The organism is Aeromonas sp. 159 (assembly GCF_963862045.1).
GTDB lineage: Bacteria > Pseudomonadota > Gammaproteobacteria > Enterobacterales > Aeromonadaceae > Aeromonas > Aeromonas veronii.
Genome location: NZ_CAWLMI010000068.1, coordinates 1 through 24,727 on the forward strand (window position 1 = coordinate 1; position 24,727 = coordinate 24,727).

A 24,727-nucleotide genomic window follows, 5' to 3' on the forward strand; every position below is an offset into this window, starting at 1 on the left:
TCGATCCCGCGTAGCTCCACCAAATTCTTGTTACAAGAAGCAAAAGGCCACCGCATCGCGGTGGCCTTTTGTTTTCTCCATCATTTATTTTCTCCATACGTCCGCGCCTTTCATTTGTAAATCCAATGACCTGAATGAAAAAGCCCGCGAGAGTCGCGGGCTTTGCTTGCACTATTCAAATGCGCCTGTGGTTAACGGCGACGTCGCCAGGCCAGCGGTAACAGGGCCAGCAGGCCGAGTCCCAGTGCACCGCTGCCTGAGGAGGTGTCCGGTTTGGTGGCATCGCTCTCCAGTCTCAGGTCGACGATGATGGGGTCATGGTCGGAGGCACTGAAGGGGTTGTCAGACTTGAGCAATGTGCCGGTGTACTGGCTGCCGTACTCGAACAGGGAGCTTTCGAAGGAGTTGATGTGCCAGTCGGCGACACCTGCTACCTTGCTGGCCAGCGCCGGGTTGGCGAGGGCGTAGTCCAGGGTGCCCAGCTCCCCGTCGTAGCTGTAGGAGATGGCTTTCTCCTTGTTGAATTTGACGTTGAGATCGATCAGGCCGTAGCTGCGAGTCACTTCGCGACCGAGCTGTTCATAGGACTGCTCACCGATAAAGGTGTGAGAGGCCGATACGATCTTCCGCTCGCTGGTGGCCGGGTTGTAGTCGGTCAGCACCCGGATCGGATCTTCCTTGGCGTAGGAGTTGAAGTCGCCAACCAGCAGCACCTGGCCCGGCAGTTTGCTGACTGCCTCACCCAGCACCTTGGCGGCAGAGACCCGGAACTCGGTGCACTTGCCCTGCAGGTCGGCCGGCTCTGTCTTGCCATCGCCATTTTCGTAGCAGCCTGACCCCTTGGATTTGAGGTGGTTGACCACCAGTGTCAGCGGCTCCTTGCTATTGGCGAGGGTGAAGGTCTGAACCAGCGAGTCGCGCTGACCGGCTGTCTTGGCCACACCACCAGTGGTGTAGCGCTGCTCCGGCAGCTTGATGACGCTGGCATCTCCGCTGGGGGTGAGCAGGGCAGGACGGTAGATCATCGCCACCATGATGGCGTCGCCGCCGAAGAACTTGCCATCGGTAAGGGCAGTGACCGGCAGACGCACATAGGCGTAGTGTTTGCTCGCATCCTTCTGCTGTTCGTTGAGGCGGGTCACCAGATTGTGGAGGGCCGAGTTATCCTCGAAGCCGTTGTTCTCCATCTCCATCAGGCCAAGCAGATCGGCATCCATTGCGGTGATGGCATTGACGATCTTGGTGCGCTGTTTCTCGAACTCGGGCTGGCTCTTGGCTCCCCGGTTGCAACCTTTGGCGTTGTCGGCATCCGCCTGATCCTTGCACAGGATATTGAGTGCGCCGCCGATGCTGGAGTGGCTGGTGAAGTAGTTGAGCACGTTGAAGCTGCCGATCCGTAGATCGCTGCCAGCGAGGCGAGCCGGCGCGTCTTGACGATCCTCTTCAGGGCTGCGCAGCAGAGCACCGGCAGTCAGGGTGATATCGCTCGGTACCACCAGACGGAACGCATCCTTGTTGTATACGATCACCCCCTCCAGCCCGGTCAGTTGATCACCGATGCGCAGATATCCCTGATCGGCATCCCAGCTCGGGAACCAGGGCAGTACGCCATCCGATGCTTTGTAATCAGACTCGACCACCAGACGGTTGCTGCCATTTTTGGTGGCCAGTGCGACAGCGTCCGCACTGCTGGCAACATGAAGTTGGGTCGGTTTGATCAGCGGGGTTTTGTGGGCCAACTCTACGTTGTTGCGATAGACCTTGTAGTCGAAGCCGTAGTTGCGGGTCAGGTGCAGGTCACTGCTGCTGTCGAGCCGTACCCGCATCCCTTCGTGGCGATTGAGCGCTTGCGCCAGCGTCTCCCCTTCATTGACCTGCAGTACGCTGGTCGGCACATTCAGCCCTTGTGCGGTGACTTGCAGGCGGGCTTTGCTGGATTCGAAGGTGGGTTTGAGCTGGGTACCGCCGTAGTACTCCTCGACCTTGGCTTCGAGGCAGAGTTCAGCCCCCGGTTTGATGTCTTTATATTTGGTCGCGAAGTCCTTGTCGTTCAGATAGACAAAGATGCCATCAGAGGTGGCCGGATTGCCATCGCCCACCGGGTCGGTCAGATAGAACCCCTTGGTCAGGCTTTGGCCCAGCGTCGTCACGATACCGCGAACGTTGAAGGTGCCCGTGCTGATTTTACCGGTCACATTGCCGTTCTTGTCGGTCACGGTCTGGGTGGCCAGCGCGCTGGCGGAGCCTGTGCCCTGAATGGTCGGGATGGGAGTGAGTTGAGCCGGATCGGACGGGCAGACAAATGCCGCATGGGCGCCTGAGGATGCAAGTGCCAGCCCCACGGCCAGCGACAGCAGGGTACGAGTACCTTTCATAGGTGTTCCTTTTTTATTTTTGCCAGTGATTCCATAGCCTTGGCTCGTTGACCAAGGGCGCGCATTGTCACATTTCTGGCATGTCATACCAGTGAGCCAACGCACATTAAATGAATCTGGGAAGGTGCGGGAAAGCGTTTTTATGATCCCAGTAACGATATGATTTTTTTGATAATTCAATCAATTTTAACCCTGAGATCATGACGCTTTCGTGGCAGGGGATAATTCTCTTTGAGAATAAAGATTGAGGGGATCTTGTCGCCTTCCTATACTGGGTTCGTTCCTCACGGAACCCAGGTAAAGGGCAAACCTGCAGTGATGTCGGGGCGCAATGCTTCCGGTCTCGATCGTGGATCCAGATAGCGGGGTTTCCCTGGGTGAGGGGTGGTTTTTGTGGCAGGTCCATTGCCAGTTGTCTGCGCCCATCATGCAGGTTGCGATTGTTCTTTGCCTTGGTGACCAATGCCAAGACAAAACAAGGAAGATAACAATATGCAACAGCTCTTCAGACCCAGCAGGCTTGCCATGCTGGTCGCCCTTGCGGCTGCGCCCGCCTGGGCTCAGGCCGCTTATCCCGCCTATAAATCCGGTACTGCCTACAAGGCTGGCGATATTGTCAGCAACGTCGGCGCCCTCTACGAGTGCAAAGAATTCCCCTATTCAGGCTGGTGCGGGGCATCCCCCTATCACTATGAGCCGGGGGTAGGTGTGGTCTGGGCTGATGCCTGGAAGCCCTATGGTGGCGAGGTGCCTCCTCCTGCACTCGGTGTGGCAGTCAGCTCGCCGGCTGCCGGTGCCAGCTTCAACGAAGGTACCAGCGTGGCGCTGGCGGTGAGCCTGATCGGCCCGGTAACGGCCTTGGTCAAGGTGGAATATCTTGTCGACGGCAAGCTGGTCGCCACGGCGAGCTCCTCCCCCTGGAGTGCCAGCTGGAGCGCTGCCGGAGTGGGGGCCCATACCCTCAAAGCTCGTGCGCTGGATAAAGATGGCAAGGTGCTGAGCGAAGCGGATTCGAGCTTCAACGTCGCCGCCGTGGTCGCGCCAGAGGCGCCCAAGGCGAGCATCAGCAGCCCGGCCAGCGGCGCCAAGGTGACGCTGGGTCGCAGTGTGGCGGTGAGCGGCAACGTCACCGATGCCAACAACGATGTGGCCAAAGTCGAGCTCTATGTCGACGGCAAGAAGGTGGGCGAAGATACCACTGCCCCCTGGCAGGTGAACTGGACACCGGATGCCAAAGGCAGTGCCGCCCTCAAGCTGGTGGCCACTGACAAGAGCAATCTGAGCGGCGAGTCGGCGGCGGTGACCGTCAATGTCGAGGAGGCCGCGCTGCCGCCCACCGGTGGCAACCTCTCTTGTGACATTCGCCAGGTCTATCGTCCGGATGGTTACGAGTGCATGGGGGATGACCATGCCCGTCGGGTTATCGGCTACTTCACCTCCTGGCGCACTGGCAAGAACGGCCTGCCCGCCTATCTGGTGAGCGATATTCCATGGAACAAGATCACCCACATCAACTATGCCTTCGCGGCGGTGGATGAGCAGAGCCACACCATCAAGGTGGACGATGCAGCCACCAAGATGACTTGGGATGGCGTGCCGGGTGCCGAGATGGATCCTGAATTTGCCTACAAGGGCCACTTCAACCTGTTGTCGAAGTACAAGAAGCAGTATCCGGACGTGAAGACCCTCATCTCGGTCGGCGGCTGGGCCGATACCCGCGGCTTCTACACCGCCACTACCAAGGGTGACTGCTCGGTCAATACTACCGGTATCAACACCCTGGCTGACTCGGCGGTGAGCTTTATCCGCCAGTACGGTTTTGACGGGGTCGATATCGACTACGAATACCCCACCTCGATGAAGGATGCGGGCAACCCCAACGACTTCCCGCTCTCCAACCAGTGCCGGGCCAAGCTGTTTGCCAATTACGAGGTGCTGATGAAGACCTTGCGGGCGCGGCTCGACAACGCCGGTAACGAAGATGGCCGCAAGTATATGCTGACCATCGCCTCACCGGCTTCTGCCTATCTGCTGCGCGGGATGGAGAACTTCCAGGTCACCCAGTACCTCGATTACGTCAACCTGATGACCTATGACTTCCACGGTGCCTGGAACCACTTTGTTGGTCACAACGCGGCCCTGTTCGACAACAATGCCGACCCCGAGCTCTCCCATTGGGGCGTCTATACCCAGACCCAGTTTGGCGGTATCGGTTACCTCAACGCCGCCTGGTCTGCCCACTACTTCCGCGGTGCGCTGGCGGCTGGCAAGATCAACGTTGGCGTGCCCTATTACACCCGCGGTTGGCAGGGGGTGAGCGGTGGCAGTCATGGGCTGGGTGGCAAGGCAGCCCTGCCGAGCCAGAACGAGTGCCAGCCGGGCACAGGTGGCAGCACCATTCCGTGCGGCAACGGGGCGGTCGGCATCGACAACATCTGGCATGATCTCGACAAGAACGGCAAAGAGATCGGCGGTGGCGCCGTGCCCATGTGGCATGCCAAGAACCTGGAGCACGCGGCCAGCCTCGGTATTACCACACTGCCGAGTTACGGCACCGCCTGGGGTCTGGATCCCAACAATCCGGCTCATGTGATGCAGGGCAAGTATGTGCGTTACTACGATGAGAAGGCCCACGCGCCCTGGCTGTGGAACGAAGAGAAGAAGGTGTTCCTCTCAACCGAAGATGAAGAGTCCATGGGCCACAAGCTCGACTACATCATCAAGCGCGGTCTGGGTGGCGTGATGTTCTGGGAGATGGCGGGTGACTACGCCTTCGATCCGGCCAAGAACGAGTACGGCATGGGCAGTACCCTGACCACCCTGGCTTACGAGAAGTTTGCCAAGGCAACCCCGTACAACACCAAGCAAAACGATCTGGCCGCGCCGAGCGCCCAGCTCGACATCCAGGTCAGCCTCTCCGGCTTCAAGGAAGGGGACTCCAACTATCCGATCAACCCGAAACTCAAGCTGGTCAACAAGTCGACCCAGACTATTCCGGGCGGCGCGCGCATCGAGTTTTTGGTGCCCACCTCCACCTCTGACACCATCACGGATCAGAGTGGCATGGGCCTGAAGGTGGTGGAGAGCGGTGGCAACGACAATTCGGAAGGCATTGCGGGCGAGAAGGACTTCCACAAGGTCGCCATGAACCTGCCGGGATGGCAGACTCTGGCACCGGGGGCCGAGATTGAAGTCGCCATGACCTACTACCTGCCCGCCGCTGGCGTGCCGAGCGGTATGCGCATCATCAGCGGCAGCCAGACCATTGGTCTCAAGGCCGAGTTCCCGACCTTGCCGGAGGCCGTGCTGGGCTCGGGTGGTGGCGAGAATCCGGGCACCAGCTGCAGCAGCCAGAACGTCAATCCGGCGGCCTACAAGGCCTATCCGAGCTGGCCGCAGGGGGATCATGCCAATGGCGGCGATCGCATCACCCATAACAAGGTAGTGTGGCAGGCGAACTGGTGGACCAGCAGCGAGCCCAAGGCAACCGATGGCAGCTGGAAGTCTGTCTGTAGCTATTGATTTTAAAATCAATGAGATAAGTGAGGCTTCGGCCTCACTTTTTTTGTCTGGTTGGTCGCTCTGGTTGAAAATGCGCCTGCCTTTCCTGGCGGGCAGCCTCTATAATAGAGTCGATTAATAATCAGATGGATATCAGCGTATGGCGAGTATATTGGATTCCGTTGATCAACGAACTCAACTGGTGGGTGAAAACCGCCTCGAGTTGTTGATGTTTCGTCTCGGCACCCGTCAGATGTTCGCCATCAACGTCTTCAAGGTACGGGAAGTGGTCAAGTTGCCCCATCTGAGCAAGATGCCGGGCTCCCATCACAATATCAGCGGGGTAGCCAATATCCGCGGTACCTCGATCCCGGTGATCAACCTGCGTAGCGCCATCGGTATGCGCCCCATGCCCATCGACAGTGAATCCAACCTCATCATTACCGAGTACAACCGCACCATTCAGGGCTTTCTGGTGGGGCAGGTGGCCAATATCGTCAACATGACCTGGAAGGATATCCTGCCGCCACCGCGATCTGCCGGGCGTGCCAACTACCTCACCGCCATCACCCGCATTCCCGAAGATGGAGTGGATCAGATCGTCGAGATCATCGATGTGGAGAAGGTGCTGGCGGAGATCATCACCTATGACATCCGCATCTCCGAAGAGGTGCTGGATCGGGAGATCCTGCCCGAGATGCATGGCCGCAAAGTGCTGATCGTCGATGACTCCAGCACCGCCCGCAATCTGGTGCGCGAGACCCTGGGCCAGCTTGGGCTCGAGGTGATCGAGTGTCAGGATGGTTTGCAGGCGCTGACCCTGCTCAAGGGGTGGTGCGATGCTGGCAAGAAGGTGACCGACGAGATCCTGCTGATGATCACCGATGCCGAAATGCCGGAGATGGACGGCTACCGCCTGACCCACGAGGTGCGCAGCGATCCGCGCATGTCTGACCTCTTTATCACCCTCAACACCTCCCTGAGCGGCAACTTCAACGAAGCCATGGTCAAGAAGGTGGGGTGTGACCGCTTTATCTCCAAGTTCCAGCCCGACTTGCTGGTGGGGGTGGCCCAGGAGCGGCTGCGTCAGGTGCTGGAAAGCTGAGAAGTTGCCTGCCGGTTATGCTAAATCAATAACAACACATCCCGCTTCGGCGGGATGTGTTGTTATTGGGTATTGGCGATGGATTGGTTGAATCAAGGTGCCACGCAGAGATCGTCGACCATTCAAAACATCCGATTTTGGCGGGATATTTTGTTATGGGATATTGGTGATAGACGGCGGGCTTATTGGCTGAGCAGCGGCTCCATAAAGCGGGCGACTTTATCGCGGATTTGGGGCTGGGCCGCCGGGGTGGGATGAATGCCATCGTTCATCATAAGTTCAGGGCGCAGCGCAATATCATCCATAAAGAAGGGCAGCAGTGGCAGATCGTTAGCCTGGGCCAACTCGGGAAAGATCTGTTCGAACTGGCGCAGATAGCGGGCACCGTAGTTGCGGGGCAGCTGGATTTGGGTCAACACCACACGGGTCTGCTGCTCCTTGGCGAGCGCGATCATGCTGGCCAGATTCTGGCGGGTAATGGTCGGTGCGAAGCCACGCAGGCCATCGTTGCCCCCCAGTTCGATCAGCAGCCAGTCCGGCTTGTGCTCCTTCAGCAGAGCGGGCAGACGGGCCAGCGCCCCCTGGGTCGTTTCACCGCTGATGCTGGCATTGAGCAGAGTGTGTTTCCCCCCCTCCTCTTGCCATTTCTGGTTGAGCAGGGCGGGCCAGCTCTGCTCAACCTGCATCTGATAGCCGGCGCTCAGGCTGTCTCCCAACACCAGCAGGGTTTGGGCCTGAGCCGACGAGAGCATGCTGCCGAGGCCAACGAACAAGACAAACAGAATACGCACCATCAATTCAACTCCCGCTATGGATTGTCATCAAGGGATTGGAACAAAGGATACAGAGCATGAGTTCAACCCCCATTATTGTCGTCAAAGGCCTCGGCAAATCGGTTCGCCTCGGCCAGGAAAGCCTCACCATCCTTGAAGGGATCGATCTGCAAGTCAATAGCGGCGAGACGGTGGCGCTGGTCGGTGCCTCCGGCTCCGGCAAGTCCACCCTGCTGGGGCTGCTGGCCGGGCTCGATCTGCCGAGTCAGGGAGATATCGAGATCCTCGGCAAATCCCTTGGCGAGCTGGATGAGGAGGGGCGGGCCCGATTGCGCGCCGAGCAGATCGGCTTTGTGTTCCAGTCGTTCCTGCTGCTCCCGACCATGACGGCGCTGGAGAATGTGATGCTGCCCGCCGAGCTGCGCGGCGAGCGTGATTGCGAACCAAGAGCTCGCGAGCTGCTGGCCGCGGTCGGGCTTGGCGAGCGGTTGCACCATCTGCCGCCACGGCTCTCCGGCGGTGAGCAGCAGCGGGTGGCCATCGCCCGTGCCTTTATGACCCGCCCCAGTCTGCTGCTGGCGGACGAGCCGACCGGCAACCTCGACAGCAAGACCGGCGAGAAGGTTATCGAGCTGCTGTTTGAACTCAATCGCAAGCACGGCACCACGCTAGTGGTGGTAACCCATGACCATCAGCTGGCCGAACGCTGCCAGCGGCAACTGGTCATGACGGCGGGCAGACTGGATCGCGAGGTGGCCCATGATGTGGTGTAACGGGGTGAGCTGCGGGTCAGGCGGGAGATGCAAGGGATGATGCAGTGGCGATTGGGATGGCGACTGCTGCGCCGGGAAGGTTTCAGCGGCGAGCTGCGCTGGTTTGTGCTGGCGCTGGCGCTTAGCGTGGCGTGTGTCTTGAGTGTGGCATTGGTGGCGGATCGGCTCGATGCCGGACTCAAGGCGTCGGGCCGCGACTTTATCGGGGCGGATCGGGTGCTGCGTACTGCCGCTGCTCTGCCGGATGGTTGGCTGGAACGAGCGAAACAGGATGGCTTGGCGGTGCAGACCACCGTCAGCTTCAACAGCATGCTGTTTCACGGTGATGCGTTGCAGCTTGCCTCCATTCGGGCGGTGCCCGATGGTTTTCCCTTCTATGGCAAACTCACTCTGGAACCTGCCCGTGCCCCGGCTCCCGGCGAGATCTGGCTCTCCGCCCGGGTGATGCAGCTGCTCAAGGCCAAAACGGGGGATGAGCTGGAGGTAGGCAATACGGTGCTCAAGGTGGCAGGCCTGCTTGGCGAGGAGCCGGACCAGGGCTTCAGCCCCTTCCTGCTGGCGCCGCGGGCGCTGATCCACAGTGCCGATATCGAGGCGACCGGCGCCCTGCTTCCCGGCAGCCGCCAGCAGTGGCGCTATCTGTTCAAGGGGCCGCGAGAGTCGCTGGCCCGTTACGAGCAATGGTTGTTGCCGCAATTGCAGGCCGGACAGAAGTGGATCAAACCGGATGACAGCGAATCCCAAGTGGGCCGATCGCTGGCCAATGCCGAGCGTTTCTTCCGGCTTGCCTCGCTAAGCGGGGTGTTGCTGGGGGCGTTGGCGATGGGGATTGCGGTGCGCCACTTTGCCGAGCGCCAGACCAATATGGTGGCGCTGCTCAAGACGCTGGGGGCATCACGTCGCTCGCTCTGGCAACTGATGGGAACCCTGCTGCTGTCGCTGACGCTGATCGGTGCGCTGCTGGGTCTGGTAGCGGGCACCGTCATGCAGTGGATCACCTTGCAACTGCTGGGGGACCTGCTGCCGCCGGATCTGCCGCTCCCCTCCTGGCGCCCCTTTGCGCTGGGGGTGGCGGTGGCGCTCTTTATCACCCTGCTGCTCGCTTTTGTGCCCTTCTTGCGGTTGCTGAAGGTGCCGCCGCTGCGGGTATTGCGCCGGGAGCTGGAGGCGGGGATTCCCCCCTGGCTGGCCCTGCCTGTCGGTCTGCTCGGGCTGTTTGCGCTGGTCTGGGGCTTTACCGCCGATGTACGGCTGGCGCTGGGTCTGGTGGGTGGCATGGGCTTGCTGATGGCCCTGCTGGCCCTGCTGGCGGCGCTGATGTTGCGGTTGGGGGCAAGAGTGAGCGGACCTCATGCCTTGCGGCTGGCGCTGGCCCACCTGTCGCGCGAGCGCAGTAGCGGCCTATTTCAGCTGGCGGGCTTTGCGCTGGCGCTGATGCTGTTTGGCTTGCTCTGGGCGGCCCGGGTCGATCTGCTGGATGAGTTTTCGGCACGTCTCCCCGTCGATGCGCCCAACCGTTTTCTGGTCAATGTGGCCGAGAACGAGCGGGAGGGGATCCTGAGCGAGCTGGCGGCAGCCGGGGCCACCACTTCCGATTTCTATCCCATGGTGCGCGGCCGGCTGACTCATATCGCCGGTGAGGCGGTGGGCGAGGGAGCGAGTAGTGGTCGTGAAGGGGTCGATCGGGAGCTTAACTTCACTACCACGGCGACCCTGCCAATCGACAACAAGCTGGTGGCCGGGAAATGGCTTGCCGGGCCCGGCGAGGTGTCGGTGGATAGCGAGCTGGCCAAGCGACTCGATATCAAGCTGGGGGACATGCTCGCCTTTACCATCGAGGGGCGCAGCTTCGGCGCCAGGGTCACCAGTTTGCGCAGCATCAAGTGGGACAACATGCGCCCCAACTTCTACATGATCTTCTCCGAGGATCTGCTGGCACCCTTCTCCCGAACCTGGCTTGGCAGCTACCGGCTGCCCGAGGCGGGACGCACTGCCGAGGTGGAGTTGATCCGCCGCCACCCCACGGTGAGTCTTATCGATGTGGATGACCTGATTGCGCGGCTTACGCAGGTCTCGGAGCAGGTGAGCCGGGCGCTGGCGCTGATGCTGGGGTTGGTGACGGTGGCGGCGCTGCTGGTGCTGCTGACCCAGACCCAGGCCAGCATGGCCCAGCGTCGGCGCGAGCTGCTGTTGATGCGCACTCTGGGTGCCAGCAGCGAACTACTGAAAAAGATGCTGCGCTGGGAGCTGGTGGCCAGTGGTGCGCTGGCGGGGTTCTGTGCCGCCATGGTGGTGGAGCTATGCTCTTTTGGCCTGCAGTGGTGGTGGTTCGAGGGGCAGTGGCAGTTCCACTGGGCTATCTGGCTCGGCCTGCCGACGCTGGGAGCCTTGTTGGTGACTTTGGCGGGGCAGGGGATGCAGCGCCAGCTGCTGGCTGGCACCCTGAGCGATCGGCTGCGGGGTCTGGGTCAGGGGTTGTTGTAATCCTGCCAGCGCGAGCCGATGCATACAAGGTGCAATAGCGCAGCCACAATAAACAAGCAGCCCGGCCATTGGCCGGGCTGCTTGTTATGCGAGGTGCTGACGAGCGGAGGCAGCGAGCTGGTGTGAGTTAGCGGGGCTCGCGCAGCAGATTGGCGAGGGCGCTCGGCAGCTCGGGATAGCTGAAGTGAAAACCGGCCTGTTGCAGCCGTGCTGGTATCACCTTTTGTCCGGTCAGCAGCAGATCTGCCGCCTCCCCCATCACCAGTTGCAACAGCGGCGCGGGCACGAAAAAGAGGTGCGGGCGGTGCAGCGTGGTAGCCAAGGTCTGGCTGAACTCCCGGTTGCTGACCGGATGGGGCGCAGTGCCGTTGAAGATGCCGCTGCACTCTTCGTGTTCCAGCAGGAACAGCATGGCGCGTACCAGATCCTGCACATGGATCCAGCTCATCATCTGGCTGCCCGATCCCATGGGGCCGCCGAGTCCGAGTCGGTAGGGGGGGAGCATTTTGGGCAGGGCGCCGCCATCCATGCCAAGCACCAGCCCGATCCGCACGATACAGACCCGTGTCTGGCGGCTCTGGGCCTCCTGCGCCAGGGTTTCCCACTGCTGGCAGAGCTGGTGGGTAAACTCGTCGTTGGGAGAGCGGCACTGCTCATCGAGGGTTTCGGTGCCCTGTCTGCCATACCAGCCGATGGCGGAGGCGTTGATCAGCACCTTGGGTGGTGTGCTGGATAGCTTGATGAGATCGACCAGCTGCTCGGTCAGCAGCCAGCGGCTATCGCAGAGCAGCTGTTTGCGCGACCCGCTCCAGCGTCCGGCGGCGATGGGTTCTCCGGCCAGATTGATCACCGCGTCCACGTCATTGAGGTCATCAAGCCGGTCGAGGTTATCCAATACCTTGATATCGTGGCCCAGCAGGGAGTAAGCGCGGCTCCCCTGCCTGCTCAATACCACGACCTCGTGATTGACCTTGAGATGGGCAACCAGCTTGCGGCCGATAAAGCCGGTCCCTCCGGTAATAAGAATCTTCATCGCTGCACGCTCCTGCTGCCGTTTGCTCTACTCTAATGACGTCGTCCTCCTGCAACAAGTGGACGAGCTTGGCATGTGTTGTTCACTAGACTGGTTTTAACTCTATCTTTTTCTTACCAGATATTGTTCAACAATAGTTTGAATTGATTGATTTTTGTTGGGTGGAGATTTGTTGAACAATCGCTATTATGGCGACCCTTTTCGCCTGTCCAACGAGGCTGTCACCCATCATCCGAGCATCAAAGAGGCCGCCATGCCATTTCGTCGTTTGAAACTTCGCCAGCTTTACTCGAGGATTCTGGTAGCGCTGCTGATGGGGGGCGGGATCCTGCTGCTGGGGGTTGTTGCCGTTATCTGGCAGACGGTGACGGAGATAGAGCGTGATGCCGATTCACGGTTGCAGCATGCCCGTATGATGTTTGATCGCTCCATCGGCCATGCCCGGCAGGCGGCCATCAATGTGGAGGGGATGCTTGGTCACTCCTGCAAGGAGGCGGCACAACTGCTGCGCGAACAGGTGGCCACTGTGCCCGATGTCCGTTCCGCCAATCTGGCTGTCGGCAGCCACATCTACTGCACCTCGCTCTATGGTGACTACGATGGCCCCTTCAATCCTGACAGTTATGTGGATGGCAGGCTGCAACTGCTGCCTGGCAATGAGGTTACACCGGATCGCCCGTTGATCGTGCTGCGTCATGAAACGGACAAGGGAAGTGTGCTGATCGGTGTAGATGGCTACTACCTGCGCAATACCCTCGAGATCTCCAGCAAGAACTCCCCGATGGCTCTCGTGGTGGGGCAGAGGGCTCTGTTTGGCTCAGGTCAGGTCGGGGCGGCACCCTCTCCGACAGAAGAGGGTTATATTGCCCTCGCTTCGGCCGATTTCCCCTACCAGGTCGTCACCAGGGTCACGGTGCATGACTACTGGAGCCACGCATGGCGCTACTCCAGATATACCTTGTTCCTCTCTCCGCTGCTGGCGCTGCTGATTGGATTCGGCACCTTCAGGCTAATGGGGCGTAGCAGCTCACCAGCGGAAGAGCTCAAGCGGGCGTTGATCGAAGAGGAGTTTATCCCCTATCTGCAGCCGGTGGTCTCCGGTGAGGATGAGCAGTGGCGTGGCTGTGAGGTGCTGATGCGCTGGCAGCATCCCAAGCAGGGGATGATCTCGCCGGATCGCTTTATTCCGCTGGCGGAAGATAGCGGGCTGATCGTGCCCATGACCAGCCTGTTGATGGCGCAGGTGCGCGACCACTTCTCCCCTTATGCCAGCAAGTTGCCGGCCAAGTTCCATTTTTGCTTCAATATCAGCGCCAAACACTTTCAAGATCTCGACCTGTTGACTGACTGCAAGGCATTTCTCGACGCGTTTAAGGACAATCCCGTTGATTTGGGGCTGGAGCTGACTGAGCGTGAACTGCTGGTAGCTGATGAGACAACCGCCCGGATGTTTGCCGAATTGCGTAAACTGGGCGTGTTGATCTCTATCGATGACTTTGGCACCGGTCACTCCAGTCTCACCTATCTGCAACAGTTTCAGGTCGATGCACTCAAGATTGATCGGAGCTTTGTGGAGATGATCGGCACGGATGCACTCTCCAGCCATATCGTTGAAAACGTGATTGATCTGGCGAAGCGACTTGAATTGATTCTGATCGCGGAGGGGGTCGAGAAGCAGTCGCAGGCGGACTACCTGCGGGCGCGCCACGTTGACTATCTGCAAGGGTATCGTTACAGCCGCCCCATCCCGATGAAGCAGTTTTGCAAGACCCTGTTTGGCTGAACGGTTGAATGGGGAGCATAAAAAAACCAGCGATCGCTCGCTGGTTTTTTGTTGATACGGTTTGGCTTGGGCGTTCAGAGCATGCGCTGGAGGGCGCGGGCCAGGCGTTTAACCCCCTCCTCGATGGTCGCTTCATCGACGCAGGAGAAGCTCAGGCGCAGGGTGTTCTTGATCTCGGGGCGCACGTAGAAGGGGGCGCCGGGTACGAAGGCCACTTTCTCCTTGATCGCCTCGTCAAACAGCGCCATGGCACTGATGTGGGCTGGCAGGGTCAGCCAGAGGAACATGCCCCCTTCCGGTCGGGTGTAGCTGACACCGGGCGGGCAGTGACGGGCCAGCGCGGCCTCCATGGCGGCGCGCTGGCGGCCATAGACCTCCTTGATCTTCTCCAGGTGAGCGTCGAGGGAGTTGTCGGTCAGGAAGCGGTGCAGCACCTGCTGGCTGAAGGCGTTGCTGTGCAGATCGGTCGCCTGCTTGGCGATGGTCACCTTCTTGCGCAGCCAGTCCGGCATTACCATCCAGCCCAGCCGGAAGGCGGGCACCACGGTCTTGGAGAATGAGCCGAGCAGCACGGTATTGTTTGGTGCCAACTTGGCAATGGGGGGCAGATGCTCGCCCTCGAACCGCAGCTCGCCGTAGGGATCATCTTCCACCATCAACAGCTCGTGGCTGATCAGCCGCTCCGCCAGTGCCTCGCGGTTGGCACGACTGTAGGAGACACCGCTCGGGTTCTGGAAGTTGGGCACGCCGTAGAGCAGCTTGGCATTGGAGCCGCTTGCCAGCAGCGCATCCAGTGCCGCCAGATCCAGTCCCTCTTCTTCAAGGGTGATCGGCTTGAAGGTGGGCTGGTAGACAGAAAAGGCCTGAATAGCGCCAAGGTAACCCGGCTCTTCGATGATGAGATCCTGACCCTCGTCGATCAGCACCTTGCCCAGCAGATCCAGCGCCTGCTGGGAGCCGCTGGTGATGAGGATGTTGTCCGGATTGATCTGCATGCCGTGGCGGGCCAGATAGCGGTCGGCAATATATTGGCGCAGCGGGGCGAAGCCTTCGGTCGCCGCATATTGCAGGGCAGCAGCCCCCTGTTCGCGCAGTACATCCTGACAGGCCTGATCGATCGCCTTGACCGGAAACAGGTGGGGATTGGGCAGGCCACCAGCGAAGGAGATGATCTCCGGATTGGCGGCAACTTTGAGGATTTCACGGATAAAGGAAGGCTCGACCTTCTCGAAGCGCTGGGCAAAAAACGGCTGCATAGACAATTCTCTCGGCATGTGGGCGGTCGCTCCATTCGACCGCCAGGTTATCCGTTTGTATCAGATTTCAGAAATGAGGCAATGATTGTCACAAAAATCGCCAAAAAAGGGCTGGAACGACTCTACTGCGGATTATATTGGACGGTTAGTCGGTGTGGTGATGCCAGTGAGGGAGCAGGGAAGTGGATGGCCGGAATATTTGTTGCGCGAAACACTTGCGCCTTGGGCCTATCTTGGGATAATTCGCTCCCCTGTTTTCGCGGGTCGATGAAATGACGAACCGCGAGCGGTCCCGCTCGGGATCGAACACAAGATGTATTACCCGGATTGATGAAATAACGAGACCATTATGCCTGTGACCCAAGATGTATTTAACGAAGACGGCAAGTTCATGCGCAAGATCCGCAGCTTTGTCCGTCGCGAAGGCCGCCTGACCAAAGGGCAGGAGAAGGCCCTGGAAGAGCTCTGGCCGGTCATGGGCATCGATTTCGAGCCAAAGCAGCTCGATCTGGTCGCACTGTTTGGCCGCGAGGCACCTGTGGTGCTGGAGATCGGTTTTGGCATGGGCGCCTCTCTGGTGGAGATGGCCAAGAATGCCCCCGAGAAGAACTTCATCGGCATTGAAGTGCACTCCCCGGGCGTGGGCGCCTGTCTGGGTACCGCTCAGGAAGCGGGCGTCACCAATCTGAAAGTGATTTGCCACGATGCGGTGGAAGTGCTGGAGCACATGATCCCGAACGGTTCACTCTCCTGCCTGCAGCTCTTCTTCCCGGATCCCTGGCACAAGAGCCGTCACCACAAGCGCCGCATCGTACAGCCTGCGTTTGCCCAGGATATTCGTCAGAAGCTGGCCATCGGTGGCGTGTTCCACATGGCGACCGACTGGGAAAACTATGCCGAGCACATGCTGGAAGTGATGAGCGCCGCCGAGGGTTACGAGAACACCTCTGCCACCGGCAACTGGGTGCCTCGTCCGGACTGGCGTCCGCTGACCAAATTTGAACAACGTGGCCACCGTCTTGGCCACGGGGTTTGGGATCTGATTTTCAAGCGTGTCAGCTAAGCTGGCACGTCAACACACCTAGCGTATCAACTAACTTGAGGAGCTATCATGGCCAATCGTAGCCGCCGCCTGCGCAAGAAACTGCGCGTCGATGAATTCCAGGAAATGGGTTTCGACATCAGTTTCAACTTCCCGGTCGGCACTGCCGAAGAGACCATCGATGCGGTAGTCGATGCGATGATCGATGAGGTTGTTGAACCCCGTAAACTGGCTTTTGCCGGCTCCGGTCACCTGGCCTGGGAAGGGATGATCTGCACCCAGCAACTGGGCAAGTGTACCGAAGAAGACCGCGCTGCCGTCAAATCCTGGCTGGAAGGCAAGGGGATGGAAGCCGTGGTCGTTACCGAGCTGTTCGACCTCTGGTACGGTGAACCGGCCTGATACAAGGCTGCCGCATCTGGCGCCTTGTTGTGGGTAACTGAAAAATCCCGCCGCTGGCGGGATTTTTGTCAGTGGGGATGGGATCTCCACCGCTGTTTTAGTCATGGAATCGCTTATTGCTTATGGTGTTGTCATCCGAATTACTGGCCAGCATCCTTGAAGAGGTGCGCCCGTTGCTGGGACAAGGCAAGGTGGCCGACTACATTCCGGCACTGGCTCAGGTACCGGCCGATCGGCTGGGTATCGCAGTCTGTACCGTCGAGGGGGAGCTGTTCACCGCCGGTGACGCTTTTGAACCCTTCTCCATCCAGAGTATCTCCAAGGCCCTGAGCCTGACCCTGGCACTCACTCTCTATCAGGAGGAGGAGATCTGGGCCCGGGTTGGCAAGGAGCCCTCCGGCCAGCCCTTCAACTCGCTGGTGCAGCTCGAGTTCGAGCAGGGGATCCCCCGCAACCCCTTTATCAATGCCGGGGCGCTGGTGGTGAACGATCTGCTTGAGACCCGCCTCACTGCGCCGCGTCAGCGTACCCTCGAGCTGGTGCGCCGTCTTTCCGGCAATCCGGCCATCATGGCGGATCAGGTGGTAGCCCGCTCCGAATATCAGCACTCTGCCCGCAACGCCGCCATCGCCTATCTGATGAAGGCCTATGGCAACTTCGAAAACGAAGTGGACAAGGTGCTGCAAAGCTACTTCAATGCCTGTGCCATTCGCATGAGCTGCGTCGATCTGGCGCGGGCATTCATCTATCTGGCCAACCGTGGTGTGCCACTGGGCGAGAGCGTGCCACTGCTGCCCGCTCGCACCACCAAGCAGGTCAACGCCCTGCTCGCCACCTGCGGCCTCTATGACGAGGCGGGCGATTTTGCCTATCGGGTCGGCATGCCGGGCAAATCGGGGGTCGGCGGCGGTATCATCGCCCTGATCCCGGGCGAGCTCTGCGTCTGTGTCTGGTCGCCCGAGCTCAACAAGGCTGGCAACTCGCTGGCGGGCACGGCGGCGCTGGAGCTGCTGGCCGAGCGGCTGGGTCGCTCCATTTTTTAACCTTGTTCACTATGAATCGAGAAATCACCATGAAACGACATCTTCGCTTCCTGCATGCCGCGCTGGCGACCTTACTGCTCTGGTGTGCCCTGCCCGCCGTGGCAGGGGAGTTGCCACCGCTCTCGCTGGCCGATGCCAAGGCCAAACAGGCTGTCATCCTGGATACCCGCGCCAGCTACTTCTATCAGGGGTGGCCGATGGAAGGGGAGAAGCAGGGCGGTCATGTGGCGGGCGCCGAGAACCTCTCTGCCGAGTGGAAATACAGCGATGAAGAGTGGCCAAAGGCGCTCGAGATCAAGGGGCTGAAAGCCGATCGTCCGGTTGCCCTCTACGGTGCGTCCCGCGAAGTGGCCGAGGTGGCCCGTCTGCTGCGCAAGCAGGGGATCAAGCAGCTGTTCGAGCTGCAAGGGTGGCAAGCCGCACCGCGCGAGTCGCTGGCACGCTGGCAGCAGCTGGTCTATCCGCGCTGGTTGGCGGATCTGCAAGAGGGCAAGCCGGTTGCCGCGGCGCCCAAGGGAGACTGGAAGCTGTTTGAAGTGGATTGGGGTTCACCCAAGGCCTACCTCATCAGCCACATCCCGGGGGCCGGTTATATCGATACCAACAGCCTCGAAGAGGAGCCGCTGTGGAACAAGGTCTCTGACGAAGCGCTCAAGAAGCTGCTGCTGGATAACGGCATCCGTCACGACACCACCGTCATCCTCTATGGTCGCAACACCATGGCGGCCGCCCGTGCCGCGCACCTGATGATGTATGCGGGGGTGGAAGATGTACGCCTGCTGGACGGTGGTCTGGATGCCTGGTTTATCCAGCATCTGCGCACCGAAACCGGTCTGCCCAACAAATATGAGCCGGTGAAGGAGTTTGGCGTGGCCATTCCCGCTCACCCCGAGTACTACACCACGCTAAGTCAGGCGAAAGAGCTGCTCAAGCAGCCCGATAGCGCACTGGTCAGCGTGCGTACCTGGGACGAGTTTGTCGGCAACACCTCAGGTTACAGCTACATCAAGCCGAAGGGCGATATCCCGGGAGCCAAGTGGGGTCATGGCGGGGTGGATGCCAACAGCATGAGCGATTTCCACAACCCGGACGGCACCATGAAGCCGGCCCGCGAGATCCTCGCCATGTGGGACCAGTGGAATATCGAGCCAACTCAGCAGGCTGCGTTCTACTGCGGTACCGGCTGGCGCGCCTCCGAGGCTTTCTTCTACGCCTGGCTGATGGACTGGAAACAGATCAGCGTCTATGACGGCGGTTGGTACGAGTGGAGCATGGATCCCAAGAACCCGACCGTGACCGGTGAGCGTCAGCCTGCCAAGTCATGATTGCGTTATTGCGCTTGAAAGAAGAGGCCGGACAGAGATGTCCGGCCTTTTTCATTGCGCTCACCACCCGGCCAGATAGCGAGGCTAAGTCGCTGATTATTGACGGCGATCCCGCTTTGCTCATCCTGCCATCCCGTGCCGTGCGATTGAACTAGGCTTCAAGAAACATCCTCGTGGTGAGGATGATCGCAGAAGAGGCCGCAATGAAAAAACTGATGATGATCCTGGTGTGCGCCCTGGGGCTGGTGGCATGCAGCTCCCAATACATCATGAGCACCAAGGATGGCAAGATGATCACCACAGAGAGCAAACCCAAGCTGGACGAGAGCACCGGCATGTATCGCTATTACGATCATGAAGGGCGCGAGGTCATGATCAAGAAAGATGACGTGACCCAAATCATGGAGCGCTAAGCGCTCTCTTGCTGCAAGGGCCGCTATCTGCGGCTCTTCTCTTTTTGCCGAAAAGTCGCGCTGTTTTCTCTGTTGATCCCCGCACATTCGCAGCAAATTCAGCTTTTATACAGCTTCCGTTATGGTTTAACCCTTATCATCACACTCCATTTTTTATTGGAGGTGTTATGTCCTTGATGTCTATCTGGAATTCCCGTTTTTCTGCACGCAGCTTGCTGGGTGGTGCCTTGCTGGTGGTGGCGTCAGCCAGCCATGCCGGTGACGATCAGTTCACGCTGGGGCGGACTATTTTGCTGGGAGCCGGTGATCATGGTGCGACAATTCCTTTGGTGGTTTGCCGTCAGACCAAATATATCAAGGTGAAGGCGGAGCGTGATTTGACCCTGGATCGGGTGGTGGTGACCTATGGTGGTGATCGTACCAAGACCATTCGTTTCGATCGGGAAATGAGCAGTGATAAAGAGACCGAGTGGAAATCACTGGGCTCGCGCCGTTGTGTGAAAAAAATCGAAGTGTACGGTAATTCAGAGCGCAGCAAAGCGGGCGTAAAAGTATTCGGCCGCAAATAATTGATGCGGTTTTTCTGCGCAAACAGATGAGTTGAAAATAATGGCGAGCCGTGGCTCGCCATTATTTTTTATGGTCAGGTTCGCTATTTTTTCGGCCGAAATGGTTTGATGACGGTTTCATCGCACTCGAGATACGGCCCTTCCATCAAATCGATGCAGTAGGGGATGGCGGGGAAGACTGCATCCAGACATTCGCGGATTGATTTGGGCTTGCCCGGCAGATTGACGATCAGGGTATCGTCGCGCAGTCCGGCAGTCTGGCGCGACAGAATGGCAGTCGGCACAAACTTGAGGGATTCGGCCCGCATCAGCTCGCCAAAGCCCGGCATCATGCGATCACACACCGCCTCGGTCGCTTCCGGCGTGACATCCCGCTTGGCCGGACCGGTGCCGCCTGTGGTGACGATGAGACAACACTGCTCCTCATCCGCCAGCCGGATCAGGGTCGCTTCAATCTGCTCCTGCTCATCGGGGATCACCTGATAGACAGGTTCCCACTCCGAGGTCAGATAGGCGTTCAGGGTGTCGATGATGGCCTTGCCGGAGAGGTCTTCATAGATGCCCGCGCTGGCGCGATCGCTGACGGTGACGATACCGATTTTTGCCTTGCTCATGGTCTGCTCTTGAATGTCCGATAAAAGTGGCAATTAAAATAACATAATCAGTGAGATATGTTAAACCGTCAGGAGATGACGCGGGTCGGTGAGGGAAGAATAAAGTGTCGAATGAAGCAAAATAAGGCCGCCCGGATTTTTATTTGCAATAAAAAACAGAAAATCACAACCTAAAATGTATAAGTGTTTTATCTCGCCTGAATTAAAAACAATCGCTTGTTTCCAAACACAATTAAAATAGATAGACACCCTCGTAGTGACCATTGTCCGGTTTAGTCGCCAGTGGATGGATTGAACCCTTTTTCGCCGCATCGTATATACAGATTTATATGGCTGGGACGTGATGGTGTGGTACCGCAGTGTGTTGTCAGCAATAGTCGCCAAGGAGGGCATATGGAGTTGCCTGATTTTGACACCCTGAAGGAGTTGGCTGCGAGTGAGCCCTCCCGGCTGGATGCGATTCTGGAGCAGCAGATCGACCAGTTGATGGCCCGTGCGAGCCCCGATCAGCAGCGCCGTCTGCGCGGGTTGCAGTTCAAGATTGATGGTCAGCGCCGTCTGGCGAAAAACAATCTTGATAGCTGTATTCGGATTACCAACATGATGCGGGAATCTTTTTATTTGATGCGCAGCGAAATGAGCCAGTTCAGGGAAGAGGGGGACCCTCCGCCTGAAAGCGATGGCAGTGGTAAAATAATCCGTCTGGCGGACTATCAACGTCGCAAATAATCTGCAATAACCCCCTTGGTTGATATTTCAGCCAAATCGGTGAGGCCATGATAAAGGGAATTGCTGGCGACCTGATTGTTATGGTTTTTAATGTTAGTCGTAATGTATTTGTGATGTAATCTCTTTTCTCCTTCTTGTAATAACTTATTAGTCAGGTTGTGATAGGGGTGGATGAATAACAGTAAAAGTTAGGCTAATATGGCCGAAATTTTTATTGCTACGACTCGAAGGGATTATGAGAAGTATCACACCAAGACGGGTGTTGTCGCGGGAGCAACAGACAGAGATCACCCGCATTATCGTCAAGGTGGGTCAGATGTTGGCCCAGTTCGGGGCGGAGAGCCGGATCATCGAGCAGACCACGGTGCGGCTGGGGATGGCGCTGGGGCTGGAGAGTGTCGAAATGGCCATCTCTTCCAGTGCCATCGTGCTCACCAGTCTCTATCAGGGGGGTTGCGTCACCACTACCCGGCGGGTGCGCGAACATGGCATCAATATGCAGGTGGTGTGCGAGATCCAGCGGATCTGCATCATGGCGGAAAAAGAGCTGATCGGTGCCCGTGAAGTGCGCCAGCGCCTCGAAGCCATCGTCCCTTTCCACTATCACCCCTGGTTGGTGGTCCCCATGGTGGGGCTCTCCTGTGGTGCCTTTAGCCTGCTGTTTGGCGGTGACTGGCCCATCTTCCTGGTGACCTGCTTCTCGTCTGCCGTGGCGATGCGGGTGCGCCAGTTGATGGCTCGCCATCACCACAGCCCGCTCATCAACTTTGCCGCCACCGGCTTTATCGCCACCTTGCTCTCTTCCAGCGCCACCTTCTTCAACTGGGGTGACCAGCCCTATCTCGCCATGGCGGCCAGCGTGCTGTTGCTGGTGCCGGGCTTTCCGCTGATCAATGCGGTCTCAGATATGGTGAAGGGCTACTTCAACATGGGGCTGGCCCGCTGGGGGACTGCGACCCTGCTGACCATCAGCGCCGCCATAGGTATCATTTTGGCCATGTCGGTCACCGGTATCTGGGGGTGGAAAGTATGATGGATTTGCTCTGGCTACTGGCCAAGGATGCCTTCTGGTCCTCCATTCCGGCGGTGGGGTTTGCCATGTTGTTCAACGTGCCGCCACGGATGCTGAAGTATTGCGCCATGGGCGGCGCATTGGCCCACAGTCTGCGGACCCTGCTGATCCACTATGGTATGCCCATCGAGTGGGCGACGCTGGCGGCGGCGACAACGGTCGGCTTTGTCTGCGTCTACTGGTCGCGCCGTCTGCTGGCACCGCGTCCGGTGTTCAGCGTTGCCTCCATCATTCCGATGATCCCGGGCAGCTATGCGTTCAAGACCATGATCGCGGTGGTGGAGCTCAATATCAACGGCGTGACCATGGAGTTGATCCAGAGTGCGGTGGAGAACGGCCTCAAGGCGCTCTTTATCGTCGGTGCCCTCAGTTTCGGTTTGGCGATCCCCTCTCTGGTCGTGTACCGTAACCGCCCCATAATCTGACAGACGGTGAGAGGCCCCATGAAGATTTCCATGATTGCCGCCATGGCCCACGACAGGGTGATCGGCAAGGACAACCAGATGCCCTGGCATCTGCCTGCCGATCTGGCTCACTTCAAGCGTGTCACCCTCGGTAAACCGGTATTGATGGGGCGCAAGACCTTCGAATCCATCGGTCGACCGCTGCCCGGACGGCGCAATCTGGTGATCAGCCGCAATCCCGACTATCAGGCTGAGGGCATTGAGGTGGTGGGCTCCGTCGAGGCGGCGCTGGCGCTGTTGGCAGGCAGCTCGGTGGAGGAGTTGATGGTGATCGGTGGTGGTCATCTCTATGCCGAGATGTTGCCGAGCGCGGATTGTCTCTACCTGACCCGCATCGATCTGGCGGTGGAGGGGGATACCCGTTTCCCCGCTTTTGATGATGGCCAGTGGCAACGCATTGCGTGCGAGAGCCACCCTGCCGATGAAAAGAACCCGCACCCCTATAGCTTTGAGACCTGGCTGCGCCGCTGACGGGCAAATGCTAATTTGCAAATAACAACAAGGGCATCTTCGGATGCCCTTGTTGTTCTGTTGGGTTTTCAAGACGGGATTAGATGCCTGAGCCGTCGTTCTCGCCATTTTCCTCGTGCAAACCGCACTCGCGCTTGAGGCCGAAGAAGCGGGTCTGCTCCTCGCTCATGCCCGGCTCCCATTTTGTGGTGGTGTGGACATCGCCTACCGAGAGGTAGCCCTGCTCCCACAGCGGATGGTAGGGGAGGTCGAACTCTTTGAAGTAGTAGAAGACGTCCTTGTTGCTCCAGTCGATCACCGGCAGGAACTTGAAGCGGCCGCGCTGGATGCCCAACACCGGCAGCTTGCCACGGCTGCCGGACTGCTCCCGGCGCAGGCCGGAGAACCAGGTCTGGGCCCCCAGCTCGCGCAGGGCGCGGTCCATCGGCTCCACCTTGTTGAGCTGGTTGTAGCGGGTGATCCCCTCCACCCCCTGCTCCCACAGGAGGCCAAATCGCGCCTCCTGCCAGGCAGGGCTGAGCTCGGCCCGATAGATCTTCAGGTTGAGCGCGAGGCGCTCGGTCAGCTCGTCGATAAAGCGGTAGGTCTCGGGGAACAGATAACCGGTATCGGTCAGCACCACGGGCACGTCGGCCCGCTCGCGGCTTACCAGATGGAGCATCAGCGCTGCCTGAATGCCGAAGCTGGATGAGAGCACATGCTCCCCCGGCAGATTGGCCAAGGCCCAGCGCACCCGTTCGGGGGCACTCATGGTATCCAGTTCCCGGTTGAGGGGCGCGAGTGCCTCGACTTGCTCCTCACGGCCGAGGGCCAGCAGTGCCTGCAGGTCAAGGCGGCCATCTTCAGTGACATTAAGCGGCAGATTAAGCGGCATAGAAGTCCCTCGCAGAATCGATAACGGGCGCAATTACCCCAACCCGGATCACGAAGTCGCCGAAGCACTCACCCTGATTGCGCTCGCTGGCCCAGCGGCCGATCAACGTGTCCAGTTCGGCCAGGATCTGCGGCTCGGTGATGTTCTCGAGGTGCAGGCGCGGAATGCGGGTGCCCTCCAGGTTGCCACCCAGATGGAGGTTGTAGCGGCCGGGCGCCTTGCCCACCAGACCCACTTCCGCCAGCATGGCGCGGCCGCAGCCGTTGGGGCAACCGGTGACCCGGAAGATGATGGCGTCATCCGCCAGCCCATGTTTGGTCAGCAGCCCTTCGATGTCGGTGACAAACGCCGGCAGCATGCGCTCGGCCTCGGCCATCGCCAGCGGGCAGGTGGGCAGGGCCACACAAGCCATGGACTGCTTGCGTTGCTCGCTCACGCCGTCATCCAGCAGGCCGTATTGGCGTGCAAGCCCTTCGATGCGAGCCTTCTCGCTGGCAGGTACCCCGGCGATGATCAGGTTCTGGTTGGCAGTCAGGCGAAAATCCCCCTGATGCACCTTGGCGATCTCCAGCATGCCGGTTTTGAGCGGCTTGCCCGGGAAGTCCAGCAGGCGGCCATTCTCGATA

21 protein-coding genes, 1 pseudogene and 1 riboswitch are annotated in these 24,727 nt (G+C 59.2%); of the genes and pseudogenes, 15 read left to right on the forward strand and 7 right to left on the reverse strand.

Annotated elements, in window-relative coordinates:
• Positions 1–191 precede the first annotated feature (191 nt).
• Positions 192–2,375, reverse strand: coding sequence for an ExeM/NucH family extracellular endonuclease (locus AACR14_RS12595; protein WP_019446436.1), 2,184 nt, complete (start codon positions 2,373–2,375; stop codon positions 192–194).
• A 293-nt stretch (positions 2,376–2,668) separates the two neighbouring features.
• Positions 2,669–2,751: riboswitch (cyclic di-GMP riboswitch) on the forward strand.
• 116 nt (positions 2,752–2,867) lie between these two features.
• On the opposite strand from AACR14_RS12595, the gene AACR14_RS12600 reads away from it, so the two are divergent.
• Entirely contained in the window at positions 2,868–5,897 is a 3,030-nt protein-coding gene (locus AACR14_RS12600) for a glycosyl hydrolase family 18 protein (protein WP_019446437.1), read from the forward strand.
• A 139-nt stretch (positions 5,898–6,036) separates the two neighbouring features.
• A complete protein-coding gene (locus AACR14_RS12605) occupies positions 6,037–6,981 on the forward strand; it encodes a chemotaxis protein CheV (RefSeq protein ID WP_005335238.1) in 945 nt (314 codons plus the stop codon).
• Positions 6,982–7,163: 182 nt separating this feature from the next.
• Here AACR14_RS12605 and AACR14_RS12610 read toward each other — a convergent pair whose 3' ends face one another.
• Entirely contained in the window at positions 7,164–7,775 is a 612-nt protein-coding gene (locus tag AACR14_RS12610; RefSeq protein WP_019446438.1) for an arylesterase, read from the reverse strand.
• Positions 7,776–7,831: 56 nt separating this feature from the next.
• Between AACR14_RS12610 and AACR14_RS12615 the strand changes: the two genes are divergently transcribed.
• Positions 7,832–8,527 (forward strand): ABC transporter ATP-binding protein, encoded by a 696-nt coding sequence (locus AACR14_RS12615; RefSeq protein WP_019446439.1) that lies wholly within the window; start codon positions 7,832–7,834, stop codon positions 8,525–8,527.
• A gap of 36 nt (positions 8,528–8,563) precedes the next feature.
• Positions 8,564–11,011: an ABC transporter permease gene (locus tag AACR14_RS12620; protein WP_019446440.1), complete on the forward strand. Its 2,448-nt coding sequence runs from the start codon at positions 8,564–8,566 to the stop codon at positions 11,009–11,011.
• A 127-nt stretch (positions 11,012–11,138) separates the two neighbouring features.
• On the opposite strand, the gene AACR14_RS12625 is transcribed toward AACR14_RS12620, so the two are convergent.
• Complete coding sequence (locus AACR14_RS12625; protein WP_019446441.1) at positions 11,139–12,044, reverse strand: TIGR01777 family oxidoreductase; 906 nt, start codon at positions 12,042–12,044, stop codon at positions 11,139–11,141.
• 253 nt (positions 12,045–12,297) lie between these two features.
• On the opposite strand from AACR14_RS12625, the gene AACR14_RS12630 reads away from it, so the two are divergent.
• Positions 12,298–13,827, forward strand: coding sequence for an EAL domain-containing protein (locus tag AACR14_RS12630; RefSeq protein ID WP_041201966.1), 1,530 nt, complete (start codon positions 12,298–12,300; stop codon positions 13,825–13,827).
• Positions 13,828–13,901: 74 nt separating this feature from the next.
• Here the strand turns inward: AACR14_RS12630 and AACR14_RS12635 are convergent, their stop codons facing one another.
• Entirely contained in the window at positions 13,902–15,083 is a 1,182-nt protein-coding gene (locus AACR14_RS12635) for an aminotransferase-like domain-containing protein (protein ID WP_019446443.1), read from the reverse strand.
• Between the two features lie 349 nt (positions 15,084–15,432).
• On the opposite strand from AACR14_RS12635, the gene trmB reads away from it, so the two are divergent.
• The 6 genes from trmB to AACR14_RS12665 all read left to right on the forward strand — a co-directional run bounded on the left by trmB (position 15,433) and on the right by AACR14_RS12665 (position 19,877).
• The gene (gene trmB, locus AACR14_RS12640; protein WP_005335228.1) at positions 15,433–16,146 is read left to right on the forward strand and encodes a tRNA (guanosine(46)-N7)-methyltransferase TrmB; all 714 of its coding nucleotides are present in this window, start codon (positions 15,433–15,435) and stop codon (positions 16,144–16,146) included.
• A 48-nt stretch (positions 16,147–16,194) separates the two neighbouring features.
• On the forward strand, positions 16,195–16,527 hold the full coding sequence (locus AACR14_RS12645; protein ID WP_005348158.1) for a YggL family protein: 333 nt from the start codon (positions 16,195–16,197) through the stop codon (positions 16,525–16,527).
• Positions 16,528–16,649: 122 nt separating this feature from the next.
• Positions 16,650–17,570: a glutaminase B gene (gene glsB / locus AACR14_RS12650; RefSeq protein WP_019446444.1), complete on the forward strand. Its 921-nt coding sequence runs from the start codon at positions 16,650–16,652 to the stop codon at positions 17,568–17,570.
• 29 nt (positions 17,571–17,599) lie between these two features.
• Positions 17,600–18,895 carry a sulfurtransferase gene (locus AACR14_RS12655; RefSeq protein WP_019446445.1) on the forward strand — a complete coding sequence of 432 codons (1,296 nt, stop codon included), beginning with the start codon at positions 17,600–17,602 and terminating at the stop codon, positions 18,893–18,895.
• A 203-nt stretch (positions 18,896–19,098) separates the two neighbouring features.
• Positions 19,099–19,308 carry a YgdI/YgdR family lipoprotein gene (locus AACR14_RS12660; RefSeq protein WP_005335219.1) on the forward strand — a complete coding sequence of 70 codons (210 nt, stop codon included), beginning with the start codon at positions 19,099–19,101 and terminating at the stop codon, positions 19,306–19,308.
• 167 nt (positions 19,309–19,475) lie between these two features.
• Complete coding sequence (locus AACR14_RS12665; RefSeq protein ID WP_005335217.1) at positions 19,476–19,877, forward strand: DUF2541 family protein; 402 nt, start codon at positions 19,476–19,478, stop codon at positions 19,875–19,877.
• Positions 19,878–19,960: 83 nt separating this feature from the next.
• Here AACR14_RS12665 and mog read toward each other — a convergent pair whose 3' ends face one another.
• Positions 19,961–20,491 (reverse strand): molybdopterin adenylyltransferase, encoded by a 531-nt coding sequence (gene mog, locus AACR14_RS12670; RefSeq protein WP_005348144.1) that lies wholly within the window; start codon positions 20,489–20,491, stop codon positions 19,961–19,963.
• Positions 20,492–20,884: 393 nt separating this feature from the next.
• On the opposite strand from mog, the gene AACR14_RS12675 reads away from it, so the two are divergent.
• The 4 genes from AACR14_RS12675 to folA all read left to right on the forward strand — a co-directional run bounded on the left by AACR14_RS12675 (position 20,885) and on the right by folA (position 23,227).
• Positions 20,885–21,220 (forward strand): DUF3135 domain-containing protein, encoded by a 336-nt coding sequence (locus AACR14_RS12675; protein ID WP_005335213.1) that lies wholly within the window; start codon positions 20,885–20,887, stop codon positions 21,218–21,220.
• Between the two features lie 235 nt (positions 21,221–21,455).
• Positions 21,456–22,253, forward strand: coding sequence for a threonine/serine exporter family protein (locus AACR14_RS12680; RefSeq protein ID WP_005348133.1), 798 nt, complete (start codon positions 21,456–21,458; stop codon positions 22,251–22,253).
• Entirely contained in the window at positions 22,250–22,717 is a 468-nt protein-coding gene (locus AACR14_RS12685) for a threonine/serine exporter family protein (RefSeq protein WP_026035076.1), read from the forward strand. The genes AACR14_RS12680 and AACR14_RS12685 overlap by 4 nt, the downstream gene beginning before the upstream one ends.
• An 18-nt stretch (positions 22,718–22,735) precedes the next feature.
• Positions 22,736–23,227 carry a type 3 dihydrofolate reductase gene (gene folA / locus AACR14_RS12690; RefSeq protein WP_019446447.1) on the forward strand — a complete coding sequence of 164 codons (492 nt, stop codon included), beginning with the start codon at positions 22,736–22,738 and terminating at the stop codon, positions 23,225–23,227.
• A 79-nt stretch (positions 23,228–23,306) separates the two neighbouring features.
• Here the strand turns inward: folA and AACR14_RS12695 are convergent, their stop codons facing one another.
• A complete protein-coding gene (locus AACR14_RS12695; RefSeq protein WP_019446448.1) occupies positions 23,307–24,101 on the reverse strand; it encodes a phosphoadenylyl-sulfate reductase in 795 nt (264 codons plus the stop codon).
• Positions 24,091–24,727, reverse strand: a pseudogene (locus AACR14_RS12700) (sulfite reductase subunit beta); the annotation flags it as partial. The gene AACR14_RS12695 and the pseudogene AACR14_RS12700, both read right to left, overlap by 11 nt.